We start from the raw sequence: 19,678 nt of genomic DNA, 5'->3' as shown, positions 1-19,678 counted from the left end.
GGACGAGTTGTAGTTTAGGTTAGATGAGTCGTTATCTTATTTGGATGAACTGCAAAAAAAACTCCAACCCATAATGATATATGAATTGGAGTTTATGATAGAACTTGTGAATGATTTAATTAATCGAAATACTTCCTGTCATACCCGAGTGAATAGTGCAAACATAGTTATTAAGCTCATCAGCCAGTTCCTGAGTTAATGTAAAATTGAAGCTTGTGCCACTAGTTTGGAAATCAACATCTGAGTCGCTTTCAAAGGATCCGTCCACGTCATTCATACTCAACAAAATATTATTATCTCCATCCCTTAGAGCAAATGGGTGGGTACTTGCTCCTGTAACTGTTAGTTCATATCTTGTTCCAACTGTCAACTCCCAAGGACTATTATCCTCATTTAAGGCTGTCAAATCTTCATTTCCAGAAATTGAAGAAACGAAATAAGCTGATGCTCCAGAATTATCAACCATCATAGCCACAATATTGATTGAATTATCATCATTGTTATCATCATCACCGTCATCTACAACATCTTCCATATCATCCTGACACGAAAATGCTAGAAACAATATGGGTAATAACAATAATACTCGTTTAAAATTTTTCATAGGTCAAAATGTTTTATTTGTTATAGATTTTTGATTATCAATTTAAATAATAATTATTGCTCTACCAATTTCACAAATCCATTAGCATAGTTCTCTCCTATTAAATCAGCTTCATTATTAAATTGAAAATCACTTAACAGTTCAAAATCAATAGTGTTGGGGTTTTTGAATGCCTCCAACAGATCTAAATCAAATGTAATTTTATTCGATTGCTCAGATATGTTCATGCCATCAGAGAATTCAAAAGATTGAAATTTAAGATTAGCTCTTGTGCCGATATGTACCACTACTCCTCTTCTATTTCCAGATAAATCTTGGAATTCTCCATCCATCCTTACAAATTTATAGCCTGTAGTCCAATTCCAAGCCATATTATTAGAAGGATCTAAATCACCCACTATATCTTCGGATAAATTTTCATCTCCAAATACCCCTATGTAAAATTCAATTGATTTATAATCTCCGCTTGGGATTTCGGTTAGATTCAGCCTAAATTTATTACCATTTTCCGGTTCAATTAAATGATAGCTATGAGGAACTGCATAAACTTCATTATTTGATTTAATCAATTTTACTTCACTGATATAAGTTCTCCATAAACGCAAAGAGAATTCATTTCCGGCTTCATTTTGATATATTTCACCATATTCAAAATCTTCCTGTCCTACTTTGTGAACAAATTCTAATTCTAAGGAAGAAGTATTTTCCACATCCTCTTCACATGCAAAAAATATGAATGGAGTTAATAAAAAAAGGTATTTAATTGTTTTCATCATCTTCAAAGGGGTTAGAGAATTGGGGGTTATTAATAAAATCTTCATCTGTTAACATGTGTAAAAATGCGATAATATCATCTTTTTCTTGTTCTGTTAAAAATAATTGTGGTTGATCTCCAGAAGCTTGGTTCTCATTGCTTCCTTCTATAATCAAAATATCAAGAGTACTGCTTTGATGGATTCCATTATCATAATGTTCGATGACTTCTTCCAAAGTTTCAAACCTTCCATCGTGCATATAAGGGGCAGTTAAAGCAATATTCCTTAAGCTCGGGGTCTTAAACCTACCCTTGTCGGCCGGATTACCTGTCACCGCCATTAACCCTTCATCCATATTATCATCATCATCTAAACCATTATTATGAAAACCTTGAAAGCCATCAATTGCCCCAGAGGTCAAGGGGCCTAAATGACAATCTCCGCAATTTCCTCCTCTTAGCTGACCAGGAATTGGATGAGTAAAAAACAATTGTTCCCCTCTTCGTTCAGATTGAGTTGGTTCATATTCACCTCTTAAATATTGATCATACTTGGAGTTAGAGGAAACTAGAGCTCTTTGAAATTGAGATAAGGCTTTCCCAATTAATTCCTCTGTTATTTCTTCTGATTCAAAAGCTTCTTGAAATAATCGGCTATAGCCAGCTTCCTCTAATTTCTGAATGGCATTCTCGAAATTTTCGTGCATTTCAATTGGATTTCGAATAGGCTCGGTGGATTGTGCCTCTACGGTTTCCATCTTCCCATTCCATGTAAACTTTTCAGCCCAAAGCAAATTCACCAATGACATAGTACTTACTTTTCCATTTATGCCATCTATTCCCGGGCTAATTGCCTTACCATCAGTGAATGCTTTGCTTTGTTGATGGCAACTTGCACAAGACATGCTGTTGTCACCAGAAAGCTTTTTTTCATAAAACAACATTCTCCCCAGCTCAAATCCCTTTTGTGTAATCGGATTATCTTCGGGAATCCGTTCATTATAACTCCCGAAATAGGAAGGGGCTTCCAATTCAAAATCTTCATCAGGCATGGGCACCTCTTTAGGATCACAAGCAATGATGAAAAACATACAAAGGAAAAAGAAGACTAAAACACGCATTATGAATCGATCCAATTTTAAAATTAAATATTGTTAATCATTACCAACAAACGTAATTTATATGAAGAAAAGTTTATCTATTTTGATAAATGTTTGTAAAAAAAGCAAAACATCCACCATTGATATAAAAATCTAGGCTGATTTAGGATTTTATTTTTAAATTCAAAAAAATTAAAATTATGAAGATATTTCAAACGCTTTTTTTTCTATTTGTAATGGCAACCCTAGGTTACAGCCAAACACAAAAACCTCAGGATTTTCTTTCAAGTGACTTTCATAAAGAGAGAAGAGATATTTTAAGAGGAAAGATGCCTGAAAATTCAGTGGCAGTTTTCTTTTCCAATCCAATACGAAACCGTGCCAATGATGTAAACTTTAAATATCACCAAGATCCCAATTTTTATTATTTAACTGGTCACAGACAGCCTCATGCATTGCTTTTGATTTTTTCCGAAGAGCAAAATATTAATGGTAAAACCATGAATGAGATCATATTTGTAAGGGGCAGAAATGCTTTGGCCGAGTTATATGATGGAGGCAGAGTTAGCACAGCTGAGGCGGTGAATGATTTAAAATTGGAGGTAGCATTTGAAACTCCGAATTTTGAGACTTTCCCAATCGATTTTTCAAAATTTGACCAAGTATTATTCTATGATTTTCAAGATGACGTAAGGCAAACTCAAGAAAAAGGGGATTTATATGATTTGATTGCACAATTTAAACAAAAGGCAAATTACCCTGATGATAAAAATTTAGACATCACTCCGGAGCCACAAGAAAATAATTTGAATACAACTTTATTGGATGAATTACTTCGTCCAATGCGAGGTATCAAAACAGCAGAAGAACTGGACTTGCTAAGAAAGGCAGTAAAAATATCAGCTTTAGGACAAGCTGAGGTTATGCGTGCCATGGAGCCGGGCATGTCCGAACTGGAAGTACAAGGCATGCATGAATTTATTTATAAAAAATACAAAGCAGAATATGAAGGTTATCCTAGTATAGTGGGTGCAGGACACAACGGCTGTGTATTGCATTATATAGATAATTATAAGCCTGAAATTGAAGATGGGGAATTAATATTGATGGATTTGGGAGCTGAATATCATGGTTACACAGCTGATGTTACGCGCACAATCCCAGTAAACGGAAAATTTTCAAAAGAACAAAAAGCCATTTATGATTTGGTTTATAAAGCACAGGAAGCAGGAGCATCAATTGCTAAGGAAGGAGTTCCATTTTCGGCTGTTTTTGATACTACTTTAGCCATTATCAATAAAGGATTATTGGAATTGGGAATTGTAGAAAGTCTTAATGAAGAAGATTTAATTGACCCTGCAACAGGCAGACATCGATACTATCCTCATGGATGTTGTCATCATATAGGTTTGGATGTGCATGATTTAGGAGAATACGGTACGCTAGAAGAAAACATGGTCATCACTATAGAGCCGGGGATTTATATTCCAGAAGGTAGTCCATGTGATGAAAAATGGTGGGATATACCCGTTAGAATTGAAGATGACTACCTAATCAAGAAAGACGGGGTGGAATTATTATCAAATGATGCTCCTAGAAAAAGTGAGGAAATTGAGAAACTGATGAAGGGAAATAGTGCATTTGGGCAATTTAATTTCCCGAAATTGGATGAATAAATTTAATAGCATTTCTATTTTTGGGTGAAAAGTGCTACACAAAAATCATATTCTATAAAAAATAAATTTTAGCAGCTCCTAATAATATTTATTGTCTAATATCAATAAATCCAATTTATTTTAGCGAAAATAATTAAAATACTAAAGTCTTAATTAATTACTTTTTAATTAAAACAAAATCTACTATTTTGCGCAAATTATCCATTTAATAAGTAGAGTAACAAATATTACTTCTTATCAAGAAAAATACATTTCACATTTTTAAAAAAAACTTCATGTTAAAAAGATTATCCATTATTATTTTCAGCCTAGTAATTTTGAGTGCATGTGATAAAGAGGATGAAAACATACCAGAAATCAATGCGAATTTTACAGCATCCAAAATCACCATTTTTGAAGGTGAGTTTGTAACTTTCACCGACCAATCCACCAACAACCCTACTTCATGGGAATGGGATTTTGGAAGTAGTAACATTAATTCTTCTACGGAACAAAATCCTACTGTGGTATTTGAAGAATCTGGAATATATAATATCAGTTTAACGGCATCAAATGAAAATAGCAGTGACCGAGAAGTGAAATCAGAATTTATAACGGTTGTTAAGTCTGTAAAAGCTTCCTTCGAAACCAGCGACTCCATTATCGATCAGGGAAATGAGATTACATTTACTGACACTTCAGTTGGTTCCCCAAATTCTTGGGAATGGAATTTTGAAGGAGCCTCACCTGCTTCCTCTACTGAATCAAATCCTGTAGTTAAATATAATACACCTGGCATATATGAAGCTACTTTAAAAGTGACCACAGATCAAGAGCCAGAAGGAAATATTAGTACAAAGGAAATCATTGTGCTGCCCACAAATGGTTTAATTGCTTATTATCCTTTCGATGGTGATGCAGAAGATTATAGTGGCAATGAATTTCATGGGTTTTTAAATAATGGAGTATCCGCATTTAATGACCGCAACCAACAATCAGGTAAAGCATATAAATTTGATGGGGAAGATGACCATATTGTTACTTCTCCCGAAATAGACGAAAATTTAAGTAATGGAGCCAGTTTTGCCGCTTGGATTTATATTTCTGAAGTTGGAAGTACTGCGAGAATCCTTTCAAATTATAATGGTACGGGTGTAGAAGGTGCCTGTAATGAAAGAATAGGTTTTGTATTTGGTATTACTGAAGATCAAAGACTTAATATATTTTACGCTACTGACGGTAATAAATACGATGGCAGAATAACTGAAGCAACTAGTTTGGAGGCTAATAAGTGGTATCATGTAGTGGGTACTTGGAATGGAAATTACAGCCCTTCCGGCTTCAATCTGTATATTAACGGAACACAAAGGGATGTTTCCAATTTAGATAGCGGTTTTTCAAATTGTGGCACCTATTTGGAATCAACAAATCCTTTCCATATTGGAATTGGTGAGTGTGCAACTGGACCATGTGCGCCTTTTAACGGTGCAATTGATGAAGTGAGAATATACGACAGAACCCTTAGTCCGGAAGAAATAAATGCTTTATCGAAAAGTTAATATTTTGCCTATTTTTAATAAGCAATAAAATTTTAGATATATACTAAATTTAGATAGCACTGAGGAACTTCTTAGTGCTATTTTTCTTTTATTTAACTTATATTCTTATCATTTTTTTACATCATTTAAGGACAGGACAATTACCTAAATTTAAAAGTTATAATAAAATGTCTAAGTAATAATATATGATTATCGGACTCGGAATAATAAGAATTCTGGAATAAAATAGTTCCTAAAAACAACATTTTGTTGTAAATTCATATACATATGAATACTTCCAATTCCAATAGCAACAATCCTTTCATTTTAAAATTGCAAGAAATTCTTGAAGCTAATTTAAGTAATGAGCAATTTGGAGTAGAGGATTTAGCTAAAGAATTTGGATTAAACCGATCACATCTACATAGAAAATTAAAAAATGTTACGGGCCAATCAATTAGCCAATTTATTAGAGAATACAGATTAAGAAAAGCCAAAATATTACTGGAACAAAAAGATTATTCTGCTGCTGAGGTTGCCTATAAAGTTGGGTTTAACAGTCCTACCTATTTCAGCAAATCTTTTCATGATTATTTTGGGGCTACACCAGGTAAGGTAAAAAATTCGATTCTAGAAAAAGAAAAGAAAGCTTCAAGGATCAGCTATAAACTTTATGTTATTTTAAGTGTATTTGTTGTGCTAGTTATTGCCTTTATATTTCTTAGAAGAAATGAAGATGAAGGTAAATTAACAAAGGAAAAATCCATCGTTGTCTTACCCTTTGCCAATATGAGTAAAAATCCTGATCAGCAGCATTTTTCTGATGGCGTAATGGAGGCAGTGCTTAATCACCTTACAGCACTTGAAAATATGCATGTGATCTCCCGAACGACTTCAATGCGCTATAAAAATTCCGATAAATCCATTCCTGAAATAGCTAAGGAGCTAAAAGTAAATTATGTGTTGGAAGGAGGTGTTCAAGAAAACAATGGAAAAATAAGAATCAATGCGCAACTTATAGAAGGGGAAACTGATAATCACCTGTGGTCAGAGCAATATGATAGAAAGCTTGAAAACATTTTTGCAATCCAAACTGATATTGCTAAAAGCATTGCCAAAGCACTTAACACTTATATTTCGCAGGATGAAATCAATTCCGTTAATCAACCTATTACAAAAAAACCAGTGGCTTATGAAAATTATCTTCGTGGAAAATATTTAATAGAAGGGAATTGGTCATTGGATAAAATTAATAAAGCAATAAAATATTTTGAGGCTGCCGTTCAGCATGATCCTGAATTTGTGGAAGCGTATATTTGGTTAGGCGGTGCTTATGCTACTCAAGGCACCTGGTATGGGGACTTGATAAATGAGGAGGCTAAAAAAATAGCAAACACATATTATGATAAGGCTAAAGAAATTGACCCTGACCATCCTTTACTGCTTTGGAATATGGCCATCGTAAAATACTTTTTCGATTGGGATTTTAAAGAAGCAGATAAGCTGTTTAAAAAAGCCAGAAAACTAGAACACAGATCAGGCTATACTGATTTTCATCTAGACCTGATGTTGAGAAGATTCCAAAAAGTGATTACGGAATGCAAACAAGAAATTCAGTCTGATCCCTTTGCAGGTACTTTTTACTGGAACCTGGCCTATGCTTATTATCATATTGAACTAGTGGATAAGGCTCTCCAAACCATTGAAAAAGGATTTGAAATTGACCCAGAACAGGAAGCTTATTACGATCATTTTGGCAACTTATACAATGCAATGGGCATGCATCAGGAAGCCGAAAAAACATTAAAAAAAGGACTGGAAATTTCTGATAAAAGGCATGCTTCCATGGTGGCTCACTTAGCTATTGCTTATGACAAACTCAATCAACCTACGCTTCGGGATAAGCTTATGAGAGAGCTTAGAGAACGCGTAACAAAAAATGAGGCCATGATCAATGTCTTTACTGCTCATGCTTATGCGAGTATGGATATGACTGACAGTGCTTTTTATTATTTGGAAAGGTCTTATGAAAGACATGAAGTTGATTTAATCTGGCTGCAAACAGACCCTAACCTTTTATTACTTAAGGATGATCCTCGTTATGACGAACTATTAAATAAAATAGGATTTCCCGAAGAAAATCGTCCATAGCTTTTTTGTTGTCAAGAGTAGGTGATTCCTACTAATTCATATTATTACACAACCATTCTTAAATAAATGCAACATAATTTAAAGCCTGTTATTAAATTTTAAAGCTATCGCAACAGTAGTACTATGTAGCATTACCACAATATTCTGAACTTTATATTATTCAATTTTTTATTTTAATTTAAATATAAAGTATCATGAATAGCTTATTTAAAACTACTGCCGTTTTGATTACTATACTTTTATGGACACTGCAATTTGCTCAAGCACAAAATAAAATTACGGGGACAATTAAGGATTCAAACAATGCTGCTCTATCTTTTTCCAATGTGGTTATCCTTCAACCCAAGGATTCTGCTCTGGTTACAGGTACTGTTTCAGATGCAGAAGGTAATTTTGAAATTAAAAATATAAATAATGGAAACTACATTCTCCAAACTCTGATGATTGGTTATGATCCTTTCTTTCAAACCTTAGAAATAACAAATGAAAAATCAAACATTGTACTCACTATTATAATGAAAGTGGATGCTCAAAACCTTGATGAAGTAGTAGTTAAAGCAAAAAAACCATTATACGAGAAAAAAGCAGACCGTATGGTAGTGAATGTGCAAAGTCAAATTACATCATCTTCAAAATCGGTTTTAGATGTACTGGCCAGAAGCCCGGGGGTAATTGTTAATCAGCAGAATAATAGTATTACAATGTTTGGGCAAAATGGTGTGGGTATTATGATCAACGGGAAATTAAGTCAAATGCCTATAGAAGCAGTTGTGCAAATGCTAAATGGTATGAATGCCACAAACATTGAAAAAATAGAACTCATAACATCTCCCCCTGTAAAATATGATGCAGAAGGTGTAGGAGGTTTAATCAATATCATCACCAAAAATTCACCAGATTTGGGTACAAACGGCATAATAGCATTGACAGCCGGCTATAATCAGGGCAAAATATTAGCAGGCAATTTAAGCTTGAACCATCGCCAGAATCGTATAAACTATTTTATAGAATACGGCATTCGTAATGATGAAAATGAACAACTATGGTTAGAAAACAGAAAAATATTTAGGGATATTTCTGACCAAACCATAAATATTGAACAAGAAAGAGTATTTAATTTAACAGAACAAAATCTACGTGCAGGATTTTCTTATGAATTAACCAATAAAACGACTGTCAACTTACTAGCTACTGGGCATAAACGTAATTGGTTTATGGACGCATTTACAACCAGTGTAAACAAGGTATCTCCAGATTCTACTATTACAACTACTATGGAATTCAATGAAAGTAACATCTGGAAGGATGCTATTCTTGGTTTTGGATTACAGCATCGGTTTAATAAGCAACATTCACTAGATGCTCATTTTGACTACCTGTATTTTGAAAATGATAACCCTTCAATTTATGATATTCATACTCAAATTAATGATGAGAAAGAAGAAGAAACTGCATTAAAAGTCACAAAAGATACCCCAATTAATTTTAAAGTCAGTAAAATTGACTACACAAACCTAACCAACGACAAGCTAAAAATGCAGGCAGGTGTAAAAGTAAGTCTGTCAGAATTAGAGAATAATGTAATAGTAACAGACTTTGAACAAGAACAATGGACTGTTAATAACAGATTTACCAACTTAGCAAAATTAACAGAAGATGTTTGGGCTAGTTATGTTTCATTTGACTGGAGTATTTCAGAAAACCTAAAAATTTATAGTGGATTACGTTATGAATTTACCAATACATATTTAAGTGATGGAGAAAACACAGGATTGGTTGACAGAAAAAATGGTAACCTTTTTCCCAATTTTTCCATTTCCAATAAACTAGCTGAAGAAAGCACCATTAGTTTAGCCTATTCAAGAAGAATTACGAGACCAAGTTTTGGTGAAATTGCACCATTTGTTCTTTTTAATGGCCCAAATACATTTTTCGCAGGAAATCCGGCTTTATTTCCAGCAATTACAGATGGCATAGATCTGAGCTATCAACTAAAAAGCTGGTGGATTTCAGTAAAGTATAATACTACGGATAATCAAATACAACAATATCAACCTGAAACCAATCCTGAAACAGGAGAACAAATATACCGCAGCCAAAATATGGAATATTTCAATAACTTGGCAATTACATCTAGCTTGCCTATTTTTATCACCTCATGGTGGGATATTCAAAATGACTTCTCCCTAAATCATCAATCATTCAAAACACACAATGGCCTTAAGGATGAAGGTTTTACCTGGAATGCCAATTCAACATTTACATTTTCCTTACCAAAAGACTTTACAATAGAAGCTTCAGGAAATTACTTTTCAGCACAGTTCATGGGCTTGTGGAAAAGCCAGCCTTACGGACGTATAGACCTAGGTATAAGAAAATCATTTGAAAAAGGGAGTCTTTCTTTTTCCTTTATTGATGTATTTGACACTTTTAATCCAATTGATATTGAAGGGGTTATATTAAATGGAAAAGGTATAAGTAATGCCAATATAGACCTTAATATACAATCTTTAAATATTACCTATACTCAAACATTTGGTAATAATAAGTTAAAATCCGTAAAACTTAACTCAGGTTCTGAAGACGAAAAAAATAGAGTGAATTAACCAACTTTCATATATTGAAAAAGAAATGTTTTCAACTTTCCTACTGGGCTAATAGTAATATCAATTTCACTTTTAATTAAACATAATAAAGAAATATATTTCAAATCTAAAAAATAGCGGCAAAGTCCAAACCATTTTAGAATCTAAAAAAAGAAAAGCCGGGTCACTACTCCCGGCTTTCTAACCTAAACCAAAACTACTCACTATGAAAAACTAAATACTAAACTTTATCAACCACCAATTTATAATTAGGGTCTTCTATTACATTAACATCAATAATTTTATCTGCATTTTGCAAAAGTCTTCTACAATCAGGACTTAAATGCTTCAAATGTATTTTCTTACCTACTTTCAAATATCGTTCCGTAATTTTATTCAAGGCTTCAATAGCAGACATATCCACTACCCTACTCTCTTGAAAATCTATAATAACTTCCTCAGGATCGTTCATCACATCGAATTTATCATTAAAAGCCGAAACTGACCCAAAAAACAACGGACCATAAATCTCATAATGCTTTACCCCATTTTCATCAACTCGCTTTCTGGCTCTAATTCTTTTGGCGTTATCCCATGCAAAAACCAATGCCGCAATGATCACCCCAACAATAACAGCTAACGCTAAATTGTGTAGAATGATAGTCACCAAGGTTACCAATACCATAACCAGAATATCAGACTTTGGCATTTTATTAAGTGTTTTCAAACTGGCCCACTCAAAGGTTCCAATAGCCACCATGATCATTAAACCTGTTAGAGCGGCCATTGGCACCAGCTCTATATAAGAAGAACCAAACATGATAAATATTAGTAACATTACAGCTGCAACAATTCCTGATAGTCTAGCTCTAGCGCCATTAGAAATATTAATCAAACTTTGTCCAAGCATAGCACATCCACCCATTCCTGAAAATAAGCCAGACAATATATTGGCTGTACCCTGAGCTACTGCTTCTTTATTTCCTCTACCTCTAGTCTCGGTGATTTCATCAATGATATTGAGGGTTAACAGACTTTCTATCAATCCAACTGCAGCCATTATAGCTGAATAAGGTAAAATTATCATGAAAGTATCCCAATTTAATGGGATTGTAGGAATATGGAATGGAGGAAAACCACCTTTAATGGAAGCTACGTCCCCAACTGTTTTAGTATCTATTCCAAAATAAACAACAATACCAAAAACTACCAAGATCGCCACCAAAGAAGATGGAATGGCTTTAGTAACCTTAGGCAACCCCCAAACTATCAACATGGTACCAAAAACTAAAGCTAATAAAATATATAATGGTTCTCCTGTTAACCAATTACCAGCATCATCTTTAAATTGAGCTAATTGAGAGGTAAAAATAATTACGGCTAATCCGTTTACGAACCCAAATATTACCGGATGAGGAACTAAACGCATGAACTTCCCAAGTTTAAATATTCCAGCAATTATCTGAATAATTCCAGATAATATGACGGCCGCTAAGACATATTCTACACCAAATTTTATTGACAAGGAAACAACTACAACCGCTATAGCCCCTGTTGCACCCGATATCATGCCAGGACGTCCACCCAAAATAGCAGTTACTAATCCCATCACAAAAGCCGCATACAAACCTGTAAGGGGAGAGAGTTTGGCTACAAACGCAAAGGCCACCGCTTCTGGAATTAAAGCCATAGCAACTGTAATCCCCGATAAAACCTCGGTTTTGTAATCTACTTTTTGAGAAAGGTCAAATAATTTAAAATATTGTTTCATGTGCTCAAAATTGGCTTTATTACAATCATATTGTATAGCCGTTTCTCAAATGAGCGCGCAAAGGTAAGGGTTTATTATTAAAAATAAACCAAAATGAAAAAATATTCTGAAATTTTGAAAATAGAGCTACTTGCTGTGATTAATAGACAGTTGACAACATTCAATAGACAAAAAGCTCAATAGTAATTCTGAAAGTTAAAACATCAAGAGTCTAGAATCTTGGTTCTAGACTCTTAATTATTAAAAATCAAACTTTCTCTAAAGCCTGCTCAATATCCCAAACTAAATCTTTGGCATCCTCCACTCCCACAGAAATTCGTATTAGACTAGAAGTAATTGATATTTTATTTCTTAACTCTTCATCAACATCCGAGTGGGTCATGGTAGCAGGATGTTCAGCTAAAGATTCAGTACTTCCTAAACTAACCGCTAATTTTATTAATTTAGTGCTATTTAAGAATTTAAAAGCCTCTTTTTCACCACCTTTGATGTCAAAAGCCAACATGGCACCATTGGAAGTGCATTGCTTTTTAAAGATTTCATATTGACGTCCATCTTCAGGTTTTAAATTCCCTAGATAATATACTTTCTCTACTTTAGGGTGTGTATTTAAGAAATTAGCAACCTCCTCAGCATTAGCAGCTTGCTTCTCCATTCGGACTTTAAGAGTTTCCAAACTTCTCATTAGCAACCAACCTGTGTGAGGGCCAGCCATATTTCCCATGAAAGTTCTAAAACCTTTCACTCTTTTTATTAAATCTGCTGCACCTAAACATGCTCCAGCTACTAAATCACTGTGTCCTCCAATGTATTTGGTGGCTGAATAAATCACTAAATCAGCTCCTAATTTTAAGGGATGTTGCCAAACAGGCCCCATGTAAGTATTATCTACTCCTATGTAAACTGGCTCTTCTTGAGTTTGAATTTCATTTGCAATCTCTCTAAACATCCCAATATCTACCAAAGCATTAGTGGGATTGGCAGGAGTTTCCAGATAAATGAAACGAACTTTATCTTTCATTCCGCTAGCTTCCAATTCTTGCATAACCTCGGCTTTATCCTGATAAGGGTTTACTCCTACAGATTGAATGCCCCATTTTGGTAAAACATGATTGATGAAATGGTCAGTTCCACCGTAAACAGGTACAGAATGTAATAACACATCTCCAGGATTTAAGAATTCCATTAACATACTGCTGATAGCGCCCATGCCACTTTCAAAAATAGCTGCGTCTTCGGCTCCATCCCAAAGACATAATCTATCTTCGGTGATTTGAAGGTTAGGATTATTCAAACGGCTATAAATCAAACCTAATTCTTCCTCATCAGACTTTTCTCGCTTACCATAAGCTACTTCGAAAAATGCTTTACCGTCTTCTGCTTTTTTAAAAGCGAAGGTTGAAGTCTGAAAAATAGGACATTTAATAGCTCCTTCTGATAATTCGGGCTTATAGCCAAAAGACATCATTAGGCTCTCAGGTGAAAAAGAATGCTCGCTCATAATTTCTATTATTTTTTATAAAATTAGAAAATAATTCTTAGATACTATATATTAAAGAAAATAAAACTATATTTTTGAATTTTAAAGACAGATAATCTTTTTAAGTACCTCTAAATCTATTTAAATGGAAAATAATTCTACTATTCGTTTAGATTCAACAGATATTCAAATCATAAAGCTCCTGCAAAAGAATGCACGCATAACCAATAAAGAGTTAGCGGCACAGCTTGATTTGACCATTACGCCTGTTTACGAAAGGGTAAAAAGATTGGAAAAAACAGGCGTAATCGGGCAATATGTTGCATTGATTGATGCAGATAAAACCGGTAAAGGATTAATGGCACTCTGCATGTTGAGACTAGAAAAACACACCAAAGATAAACTGGCTCAGTTCGAAGCTCATGTAGCGCAGATTCCAGAAGTTACAGAATGTTATCACCTGGCCGGGCAATATGATTACCATCTCAAGATTTTGATAAAAGACATGAATGCATTTCAAGATTTTATAGTGAATAAATTATCTACCAGTGAGAATCTGGCAAATATTCAAAGCTCCTTTGTAATGAAGAAAATTACGGATACAATTGCTGTGCCTTTGGGGTGATAATTGTTGATTAATAGATATGAATAAGGTCGCTCCTACGGAGCTTAGATTTTTATTTTCGCTTCAAAGTTACCATAAGATCACACCTACGGTGCTATGGTAGAGCATTCTTGGTGCATAAATATTGATTTCTATTTCACTTAAACCTGATTAAAAAGTCATTACCTTTAATCTTAAAGTCGTTTCCATATATTAATAGAACAGCAGGTCAATTTTTAAATCTCAATCTTTGATAAGAAAACAAGTCCCAGCGGGACGACCTTATGGTAATTCTAATCATAGCACTCTCCAAAGCTCCATAGGAGCGACCTTATCTTGAGACGTACTTTTTAAACATACTCCAGTTCAATTAGTTGAAAATACCATGAGATACTTATTATTTTTTACACTTTCAATCTTTCAGTTGAGTTCCACTCAAGCCCAAATTAAAAGCTTGGATGATTTTCAATGGAAAAACAGGGTTCTGATCATTTACTCAAACGATCAGAAATCCGCCCCATTTGAAGGACAGCTAGCTAAAATCAGTCAAAATAAGGATGGGTATGATGAACGAGACTTGAAAGTTATCATCCTTAAAAACCAAAAAGTTGAAATATGGAATTCAAATGAATATCACCTATTAGATTTCCAACAAATCATAAAAGAGATGAATATTGATGATAACCAAGCCTACCAAAATTTATTGATAGGCAAAGATGGAGGAGTTAAACTTAGAGAGGACTCTCCTATATCAAATGAAAAATTATTTAATACTATTGATGCTATGCCCATGAGGCAACGGGAAATGAGGGATGGAAACTAATATTCTTAGAAATACCGGTCAGACGCGTAATGCGTCAGACCGGATTCGATTCTATTTCAATCTTTCTTTAATGTCTAATTTATGTTTTCTGGCAGTGTCTTGAGCGATATCATAGCCAGCATCTGCGTGGCGAATTACGCCCATTCCTGGGTCATTATGTAAGACTCGTTTCAATCTCTTTTCTGCATCTTCCGTACCATCAGCCACTATCACCATTCCGGCATGAATGGAATAGCCCATGCCAACTCCACCACCATGATGCAAGGACACCCAACTGGCACCGCCTGCAGTGTTCACTAAAGCGTTTAATAATGGCCAATCTGCCACGGCATCAGAACCGTCCAACATAGCTTCAGTCTCTCTATTTGGGGAAGCTACAGAACCTGTATCCAAATGATCTCTACCAATCACAATTGGAGCTTTCACTTTTCCTTCTTTCACTAATTTATTGAAAGCTAATCCAGCTTTTTCTCTTTCTCCTTGTCCAAGCCAACAAATTCTTGAAGGCAAGCCTTGAAAAGCAATTCTTTCTTGCGCCATATCCATCCAGCGCATTAAAGATTCATTCTCTGGAAATAATTCTTTTATCACTCTATCGGTTTCGGCTATATCAGCAGGATCACCTGAAAGTGCTGCCCAACGGAAAGGACCTTTTCCTTCGCAAAATAATGGGCGAATATAGGCAGGTACAAAACCCGGGAAGTCAAAAGCATTTTTCAAGCCTTTCTCCTGTGCCCTTGCTCTTAGGTTATTTCCATAATCGAAAGTGATAGCTCCAGCTTTTTGCAATTCCAACATCAGCTCCACATGTCTATACATGGATTCATAAGATAGCTCTTCATATTTATCAGGATTTTCTTCCCTTAAAACATTAGATTCCTCCAAACTAATTTGATGTGGCACATATCCGATTAAAGGATCGTGCGCTGAAGTTTGATCAGTTAAAACATCTGGAATAACATTTCTTTCTTTCAGTCTTTCTAGTAGATGAACTGCATTGCAAGGAACCCCAATAGAAACTCTTTCCTGATTCTTTTTGGCCTCCAAAGCTCTATCAATAGCAGCATCCATATCTTCTATGGATTCATCCAGATATCTGGTCTTTAATCTTTTATCAATTCGCCATTGTTCTACTTCGGCAACCAGACAAACTCCGTCATTCATGGTCACTGCCAACGGTTGAGCTCCGCCCATACCACCTAATCCGGCAGTGACAGTTAAAGTACCTTTCAAACTTCCATTGAAATCTTTATTGGCTATAGCTGAAAAGGTCTCATAAGTCCCTTGGACAATACCTTGAGAACCAATATAAATCCAGCTTCCGGCTGTCATCTGCCCATACATCATCAAGCCTTTCTTCTCTAATTCATCAAAATGCTTCCAGTTGGCCCAATTTGGTACTAATTGAGAATTAGAAATCAATACTTTAGGCGCATCTTTGTGAGTCGGTAAAATCCCCACTGGCTTACCAGATTGGACTACCAAAGTTTCGTCTTCTTCTAAATCCTTAAGCGCTTTAATAATTAAATCCAGTGATTCAAAATTTCTGGCGGCTTTACCTCTTCCTCCATAAACAATTAAGTCTTCCGGTCTTTCAGCCACTTCCGGATCTAAATTATTTAGTAACATTCGAAGTGCAGCTTCCTGCACCCAGCCTTTGCAGTTCAATTGGCTTCCTGTTGGGGTTTTATAAGTTTCGGGATTATATTTCTTTGTCGTTTCCATAACTAGTAGTTCTGTTCAATCTTTCCGAATGTGAAATAGCAGTAAATTCAACAAAAAGGCAAATTAGAAATGAATGTATTTAATTTTATTCGTTGGAAAGGGTTTGGTTTTATCTTTGATAAAGCGGTTTTGCAACCCTATCTATATGCTGGATTAAATCTAAACATACCTTTCTAAGAAAAGTGACACACTCTATAGTTTACTTAAAAACACTCATCCGTGCGTCATTCCTGTAAAGACAGGAATCTTATGATTTTAATCTATGATTAAAATATTTATTGATTTTTCGAAGATGGTTTTTGTGCCACTAGTTATGAGATTTGAGAGGTTATAGCGCTCTTTCCTATTATTGAAACTTCGTTTCAATATAACAAAATCCCTTTCTTCAAAGGGATGACGTTCTAATCCGATTCAGTAGAATAACGAAAGTGTAACTCTCCTAAGAAATATCTTCCCTATCCACCTCTAATTCTACATAAGCCTTATCACACAAAGCCCCAATGGGTGGTTGTTGTTTATTGACTCTTACCATTACTTTTAAAGCAGATTCATTTTCTGATAGGATTTTCTTTCCGATATGAAAAGCCAGTGTTTCCAGTAATTTGAGGGGCTTTTTCATCACCTCCTCGGTGGTCTTGTAAAGCGTTTCGTAATTTAAAGTGCTTTCCAGATTATCATCCATTTGGTCAAATTCAGTTTCCACCACCAAATCAACCGTATAATGATTCCCTAATTTATTTTCCTCCACATAATAGCCATGATAGCCGTAAAATGCCATTCCGGAGAGTGCTACTTTTCCCTTCATAAAAATATAATCCTAATAGATTACAAAAAAGGTACAAATATCCATTTAATACAAAGTATTTTTCTGATTGTTTTTACATTTTGAATTTAATAAATATCCAGTTGAATAATCGACAAATCTTCATTAAACCAATAGTTACTATAAGATGGATAAATCAAAAGCTTAACTTTTGAGAATTCCTCAATTGAAATATTATCAGGTATTTTAATATTTAATTCTAAGCTATTATTGTGATAATTCACATGATTTAAATTGCTAGATTTGAAATTAAATCCTTCCAAATCATAAAAATTCACTTCAAACTTGAAATCTTGAATATAACTACCAAATTGCTTTAAATCTATCTTCACAATGATTGAATCCTTCCCATTAGTATCTACTTTAAATTTAAATGGGTTGAATCTTTCCTTCAAAGCTTTAATTCTTTGTCCGTTCAGCTCATAAATTTTAAATGGTGATTGAATGAGGTTTTCTGGTTTTTTGTCCAACAACTTGAAATTCCTGTATCCTTTCAAAACTCCCTTAATTAAAGGTGAATGTTCATTATCCTCCAGTTTATAAAAAGCGACTAGGGATGGGGAATTCTGGTTTGCTTTTAAGAAATGTTCTAATTTGACTCTTGATTTTATTTTATTTGTATTGACAAAAACATAAATCCCCAAACTATCACATTTACCCATTACAGATTCTGAAGGTAAATCGTTAAGGAATATTGAGTTAGCAAATACACTCCTTGCTGTGTGAAGAGTTGTTAAATCTGATATTAAAGTATCTAATTCAAAAGCTTTCAGAATTGAATCTTCCTGATTGATAATGAATTCATTATCAACCCAATACAAATCCCTAATCCCTATAATTTCAGAAAAAATGGTATCAATGTTATGATTCAAATCGGTAACGCTTACTTTTAAATTATATAAGTTTGGATGGCGACTTGACCAGGTATTAAATTCAGTACCTATATGAATGCTATTTCGTCCAATCGAGAAATCACCCATAAAATCAGGACTCATAATTTTTGAGCTTTCCAAATGGTAAATGGTATCTTGATCGTTATCAGTAAAATCCAATTCAAAAAGAAGGGTATCTTTTTTTCCTATATAGTTTGGAGAGATTTGAAATGATCCGAAGACATTTCGATGATAAGATGTGATTTTATTGCTACCATAACTATAAAAAAGAAAATCCTTAACAATGGATTGGGAAAAGCATTCTTGAATACTGAATATCAACAACGCTATCAATAAAAATGATTTTCTTCCAAGCAATAAATCAAAAGAATTGAATTTAATATATTTAAAAATCGAAATTTTGATCAAACCCTTTAATCAGCAGTTATTTCATCAAAGAAGGAAGTATCATCTCCACCATCTTCTTTTTTATTTTCGGTTTCTTTCTTAACAGACTCTTCTTTTTTAGCTTTTTTCTCAACATTTGGAGCCTTAACTTCCTCTTGAATTATAGGTTTACTTTTGATTTCCTCTAATTCGTATTCATCCGCGTTCTGGATTTTCTTGACAGCCTTTCTGGCTCTTTTTAGATGGGTTTCTATGTCCACATGCTGCATGCGGTCCTCGATCTTCTTTACTTTATCATTCAAGCCATTGCTTAAATTTTTGAGCTCCTCTGCCACGTTATCTCTGTGGTTTTCCAATTGTTTAAAGCCTTCGGCCACTTCTTTTAGCTCATCCTCCATTTCCTCTAAAATGGTTTGCGCTTTATGATTAGCATCTTCCACTATGTCTTTAGCTCGTTGCTGTGCGTCAGACAATAATTTATCGGCTTTCATTTGGGTTTCCTTCAAATGCAATTCAGCCGTTCTATTGGCTTGACTTACCACATTCGCCCCTGTATCTTCAGCTGTTTTTAAGGTTTTATAAAGTGAGCTTTCAACCTGACGAAGTTTCTCTACTTCCTTTTCAGCAGCTTCTAATTTAAGCTTTAACTCCTTTTGCATATCCATTTCCCGCTCCCATTCCTGAGAAAGGGAAGCCAAAAATGCCTTGACATCATCTTTATCATAGCCCCTAAAGCCTTTTTCAAATTCTTTTTGTCGTATTTCTAAAGGAGTAATCTTCATGTT

15 protein-coding genes are annotated in these 19,678 nt (G+C 34.5%); 6 read left to right on the top strand and 9 right to left on the bottom strand.

Annotated features, from left to right (window positions below; genetic code table 11):
• Positions 1 to 115: 115 nt before the first annotated feature.
• The 3 genes from ACFE0M_RS09005 to ACFE0M_RS08995 are packed head-to-tail and all read right to left on the bottom strand — an operon-like array spanning position 116 to position 2,494.
• The gene (locus ACFE0M_RS09005; RefSeq protein WP_434545423.1) at positions 116 to 604 is read right to left on the bottom strand and encodes a cupredoxin domain-containing protein; all 489 of its coding nucleotides are present in this window, start codon (positions 602 to 604) and stop codon (positions 116 to 118) included.
• Positions 605 to 657: 53 nt separating this feature from the next.
• Complete coding sequence (locus ACFE0M_RS09000; RefSeq protein ID WP_434545422.1) at positions 658 to 1,380, bottom strand: MbnP family protein; 723 nt, start codon at positions 1,378 to 1,380, stop codon at positions 658 to 660.
• Positions 1,364 to 2,494 (bottom strand): cytochrome-c peroxidase, encoded by a 1,131-nt coding sequence (locus ACFE0M_RS08995; protein WP_434545421.1) that lies wholly within the window; start codon positions 2,492 to 2,494, stop codon positions 1,364 to 1,366. Before ACFE0M_RS08995 ends, ACFE0M_RS09000 begins: the two co-directional genes overlap by 17 nt.
• 164 nt (positions 2,495 to 2,658) lie before the next feature.
• On the opposite strand from ACFE0M_RS08995, the gene ACFE0M_RS08990 reads away from it, so the two are divergent.
• The 4 genes from ACFE0M_RS08990 (at position 2,659) to ACFE0M_RS08975 (ending at position 10,408) form a co-directional block, all read left to right on the top strand.
• A complete protein-coding gene (locus ACFE0M_RS08990) occupies positions 2,659 to 4,134 on the top strand; it encodes an aminopeptidase P family protein (protein WP_434545420.1) in 1,476 nt (491 codons plus the stop codon).
• A 275-nt stretch (positions 4,135 to 4,409) separates the two neighbouring features.
• Positions 4,410 to 5,672 (top strand): LamG-like jellyroll fold domain-containing protein, encoded by a 1,263-nt coding sequence (locus tag ACFE0M_RS08985; RefSeq protein WP_434545419.1) that lies wholly within the window; start codon positions 4,410 to 4,412, stop codon positions 5,670 to 5,672.
• Positions 5,673 to 5,939: 267 nt separating this feature from the next.
• The gene (locus ACFE0M_RS08980) at positions 5,940 to 7,802 is read left to right on the top strand and encodes a helix-turn-helix domain-containing protein (RefSeq protein ID WP_434545418.1); all 1,863 of its coding nucleotides are present in this window, start codon (positions 5,940 to 5,942) and stop codon (positions 7,800 to 7,802) included.
• A 194-nt stretch (positions 7,803 to 7,996) separates the two neighbouring features.
• Entirely contained in the window at positions 7,997 to 10,408 is a 2,412-nt protein-coding gene (locus ACFE0M_RS08975) for an outer membrane beta-barrel protein (RefSeq protein WP_434545417.1), read from the top strand.
• Between the two features lie 220 nt (positions 10,409 to 10,628).
• On the opposite strand, the gene ACFE0M_RS08970 is transcribed toward ACFE0M_RS08975, so the two are convergent.
• Positions 10,629 to 12,158, bottom strand: a complete 1,530-nt coding sequence (locus ACFE0M_RS08970) for a SulP family inorganic anion transporter (protein ID WP_434545416.1) — start codon at positions 12,156 to 12,158, stop codon at positions 10,629 to 10,631.
• 247 nt (positions 12,159 to 12,405) lie between these two features.
• Complete coding sequence (locus ACFE0M_RS08965) at positions 12,406 to 13,659, bottom strand: cystathionine gamma-synthase family protein (RefSeq protein ID WP_434545415.1); 1,254 nt, start codon at positions 13,657 to 13,659, stop codon at positions 12,406 to 12,408.
• Between the two features lie 124 nt (positions 13,660 to 13,783).
• Between ACFE0M_RS08965 and ACFE0M_RS08960 the strand changes: the two genes are divergently transcribed.
• Both ACFE0M_RS08960 and ACFE0M_RS08955 read left to right on the top strand, forming a co-directional pair.
• Complete coding sequence (locus ACFE0M_RS08960) at positions 13,784 to 14,263, top strand: Lrp/AsnC family transcriptional regulator (RefSeq protein WP_434545414.1); 480 nt, start codon at positions 13,784 to 13,786, stop codon at positions 14,261 to 14,263.
• A gap of 364 nt (positions 14,264 to 14,627) precedes the next feature.
• The gene (locus tag ACFE0M_RS08955; protein ID WP_434545413.1) at positions 14,628 to 15,065 is read left to right on the top strand and encodes a DUF4174 domain-containing protein; all 438 of its coding nucleotides are present in this window, start codon (positions 14,628 to 14,630) and stop codon (positions 15,063 to 15,065) included.
• 51 nt (positions 15,066 to 15,116) lie between these two features.
• Here the strand turns inward: ACFE0M_RS08955 and hutU are convergent, their stop codons facing one another.
• The 4 genes from hutU to ACFE0M_RS08935 all read right to left on the bottom strand — a co-directional run bounded on the left by hutU (position 15,117) and on the right by ACFE0M_RS08935 (position 19,675).
• Positions 15,117 to 16,790: a urocanate hydratase gene (gene hutU, locus ACFE0M_RS08950; RefSeq protein WP_434545412.1), complete on the bottom strand. Its 1,674-nt coding sequence runs from the start codon at positions 16,788 to 16,790 to the stop codon at positions 15,117 to 15,119.
• Positions 16,791 to 17,229: 439 nt separating this feature from the next.
• The gene (gene folB, locus ACFE0M_RS08945; protein WP_434545411.1) at positions 17,230 to 17,595 is read right to left on the bottom strand and encodes a dihydroneopterin aldolase; all 366 of its coding nucleotides are present in this window, start codon (positions 17,593 to 17,595) and stop codon (positions 17,230 to 17,232) included.
• A gap of 86 nt (positions 17,596 to 17,681) precedes the next feature.
• Complete coding sequence (locus tag ACFE0M_RS08940) at positions 17,682 to 18,863, bottom strand: hypothetical protein (protein WP_434545410.1); 1,182 nt, start codon at positions 18,861 to 18,863, stop codon at positions 17,682 to 17,684.
• A gap of 56 nt (positions 18,864 to 18,919) precedes the next feature.
• Positions 18,920 to 19,675: a DivIVA domain-containing protein gene (locus ACFE0M_RS08935; RefSeq protein ID WP_434545409.1), complete on the bottom strand. Its 756-nt coding sequence runs from the start codon at positions 19,673 to 19,675 to the stop codon at positions 18,920 to 18,922.
• Between the last annotated feature and the right edge of the window lie 3 nt (positions 19,676 to 19,678).

This window comes from Marivirga sp. (genome assembly GCF_051117495.1).
GTDB lineage: Bacteria > Bacteroidota > Bacteroidia > Cytophagales > Cyclobacteriaceae > Marivirga.
Note: the sequence above shows the minus strand (reverse complement) of the source record. Positions and strands in the feature narration are given on the sequence as shown.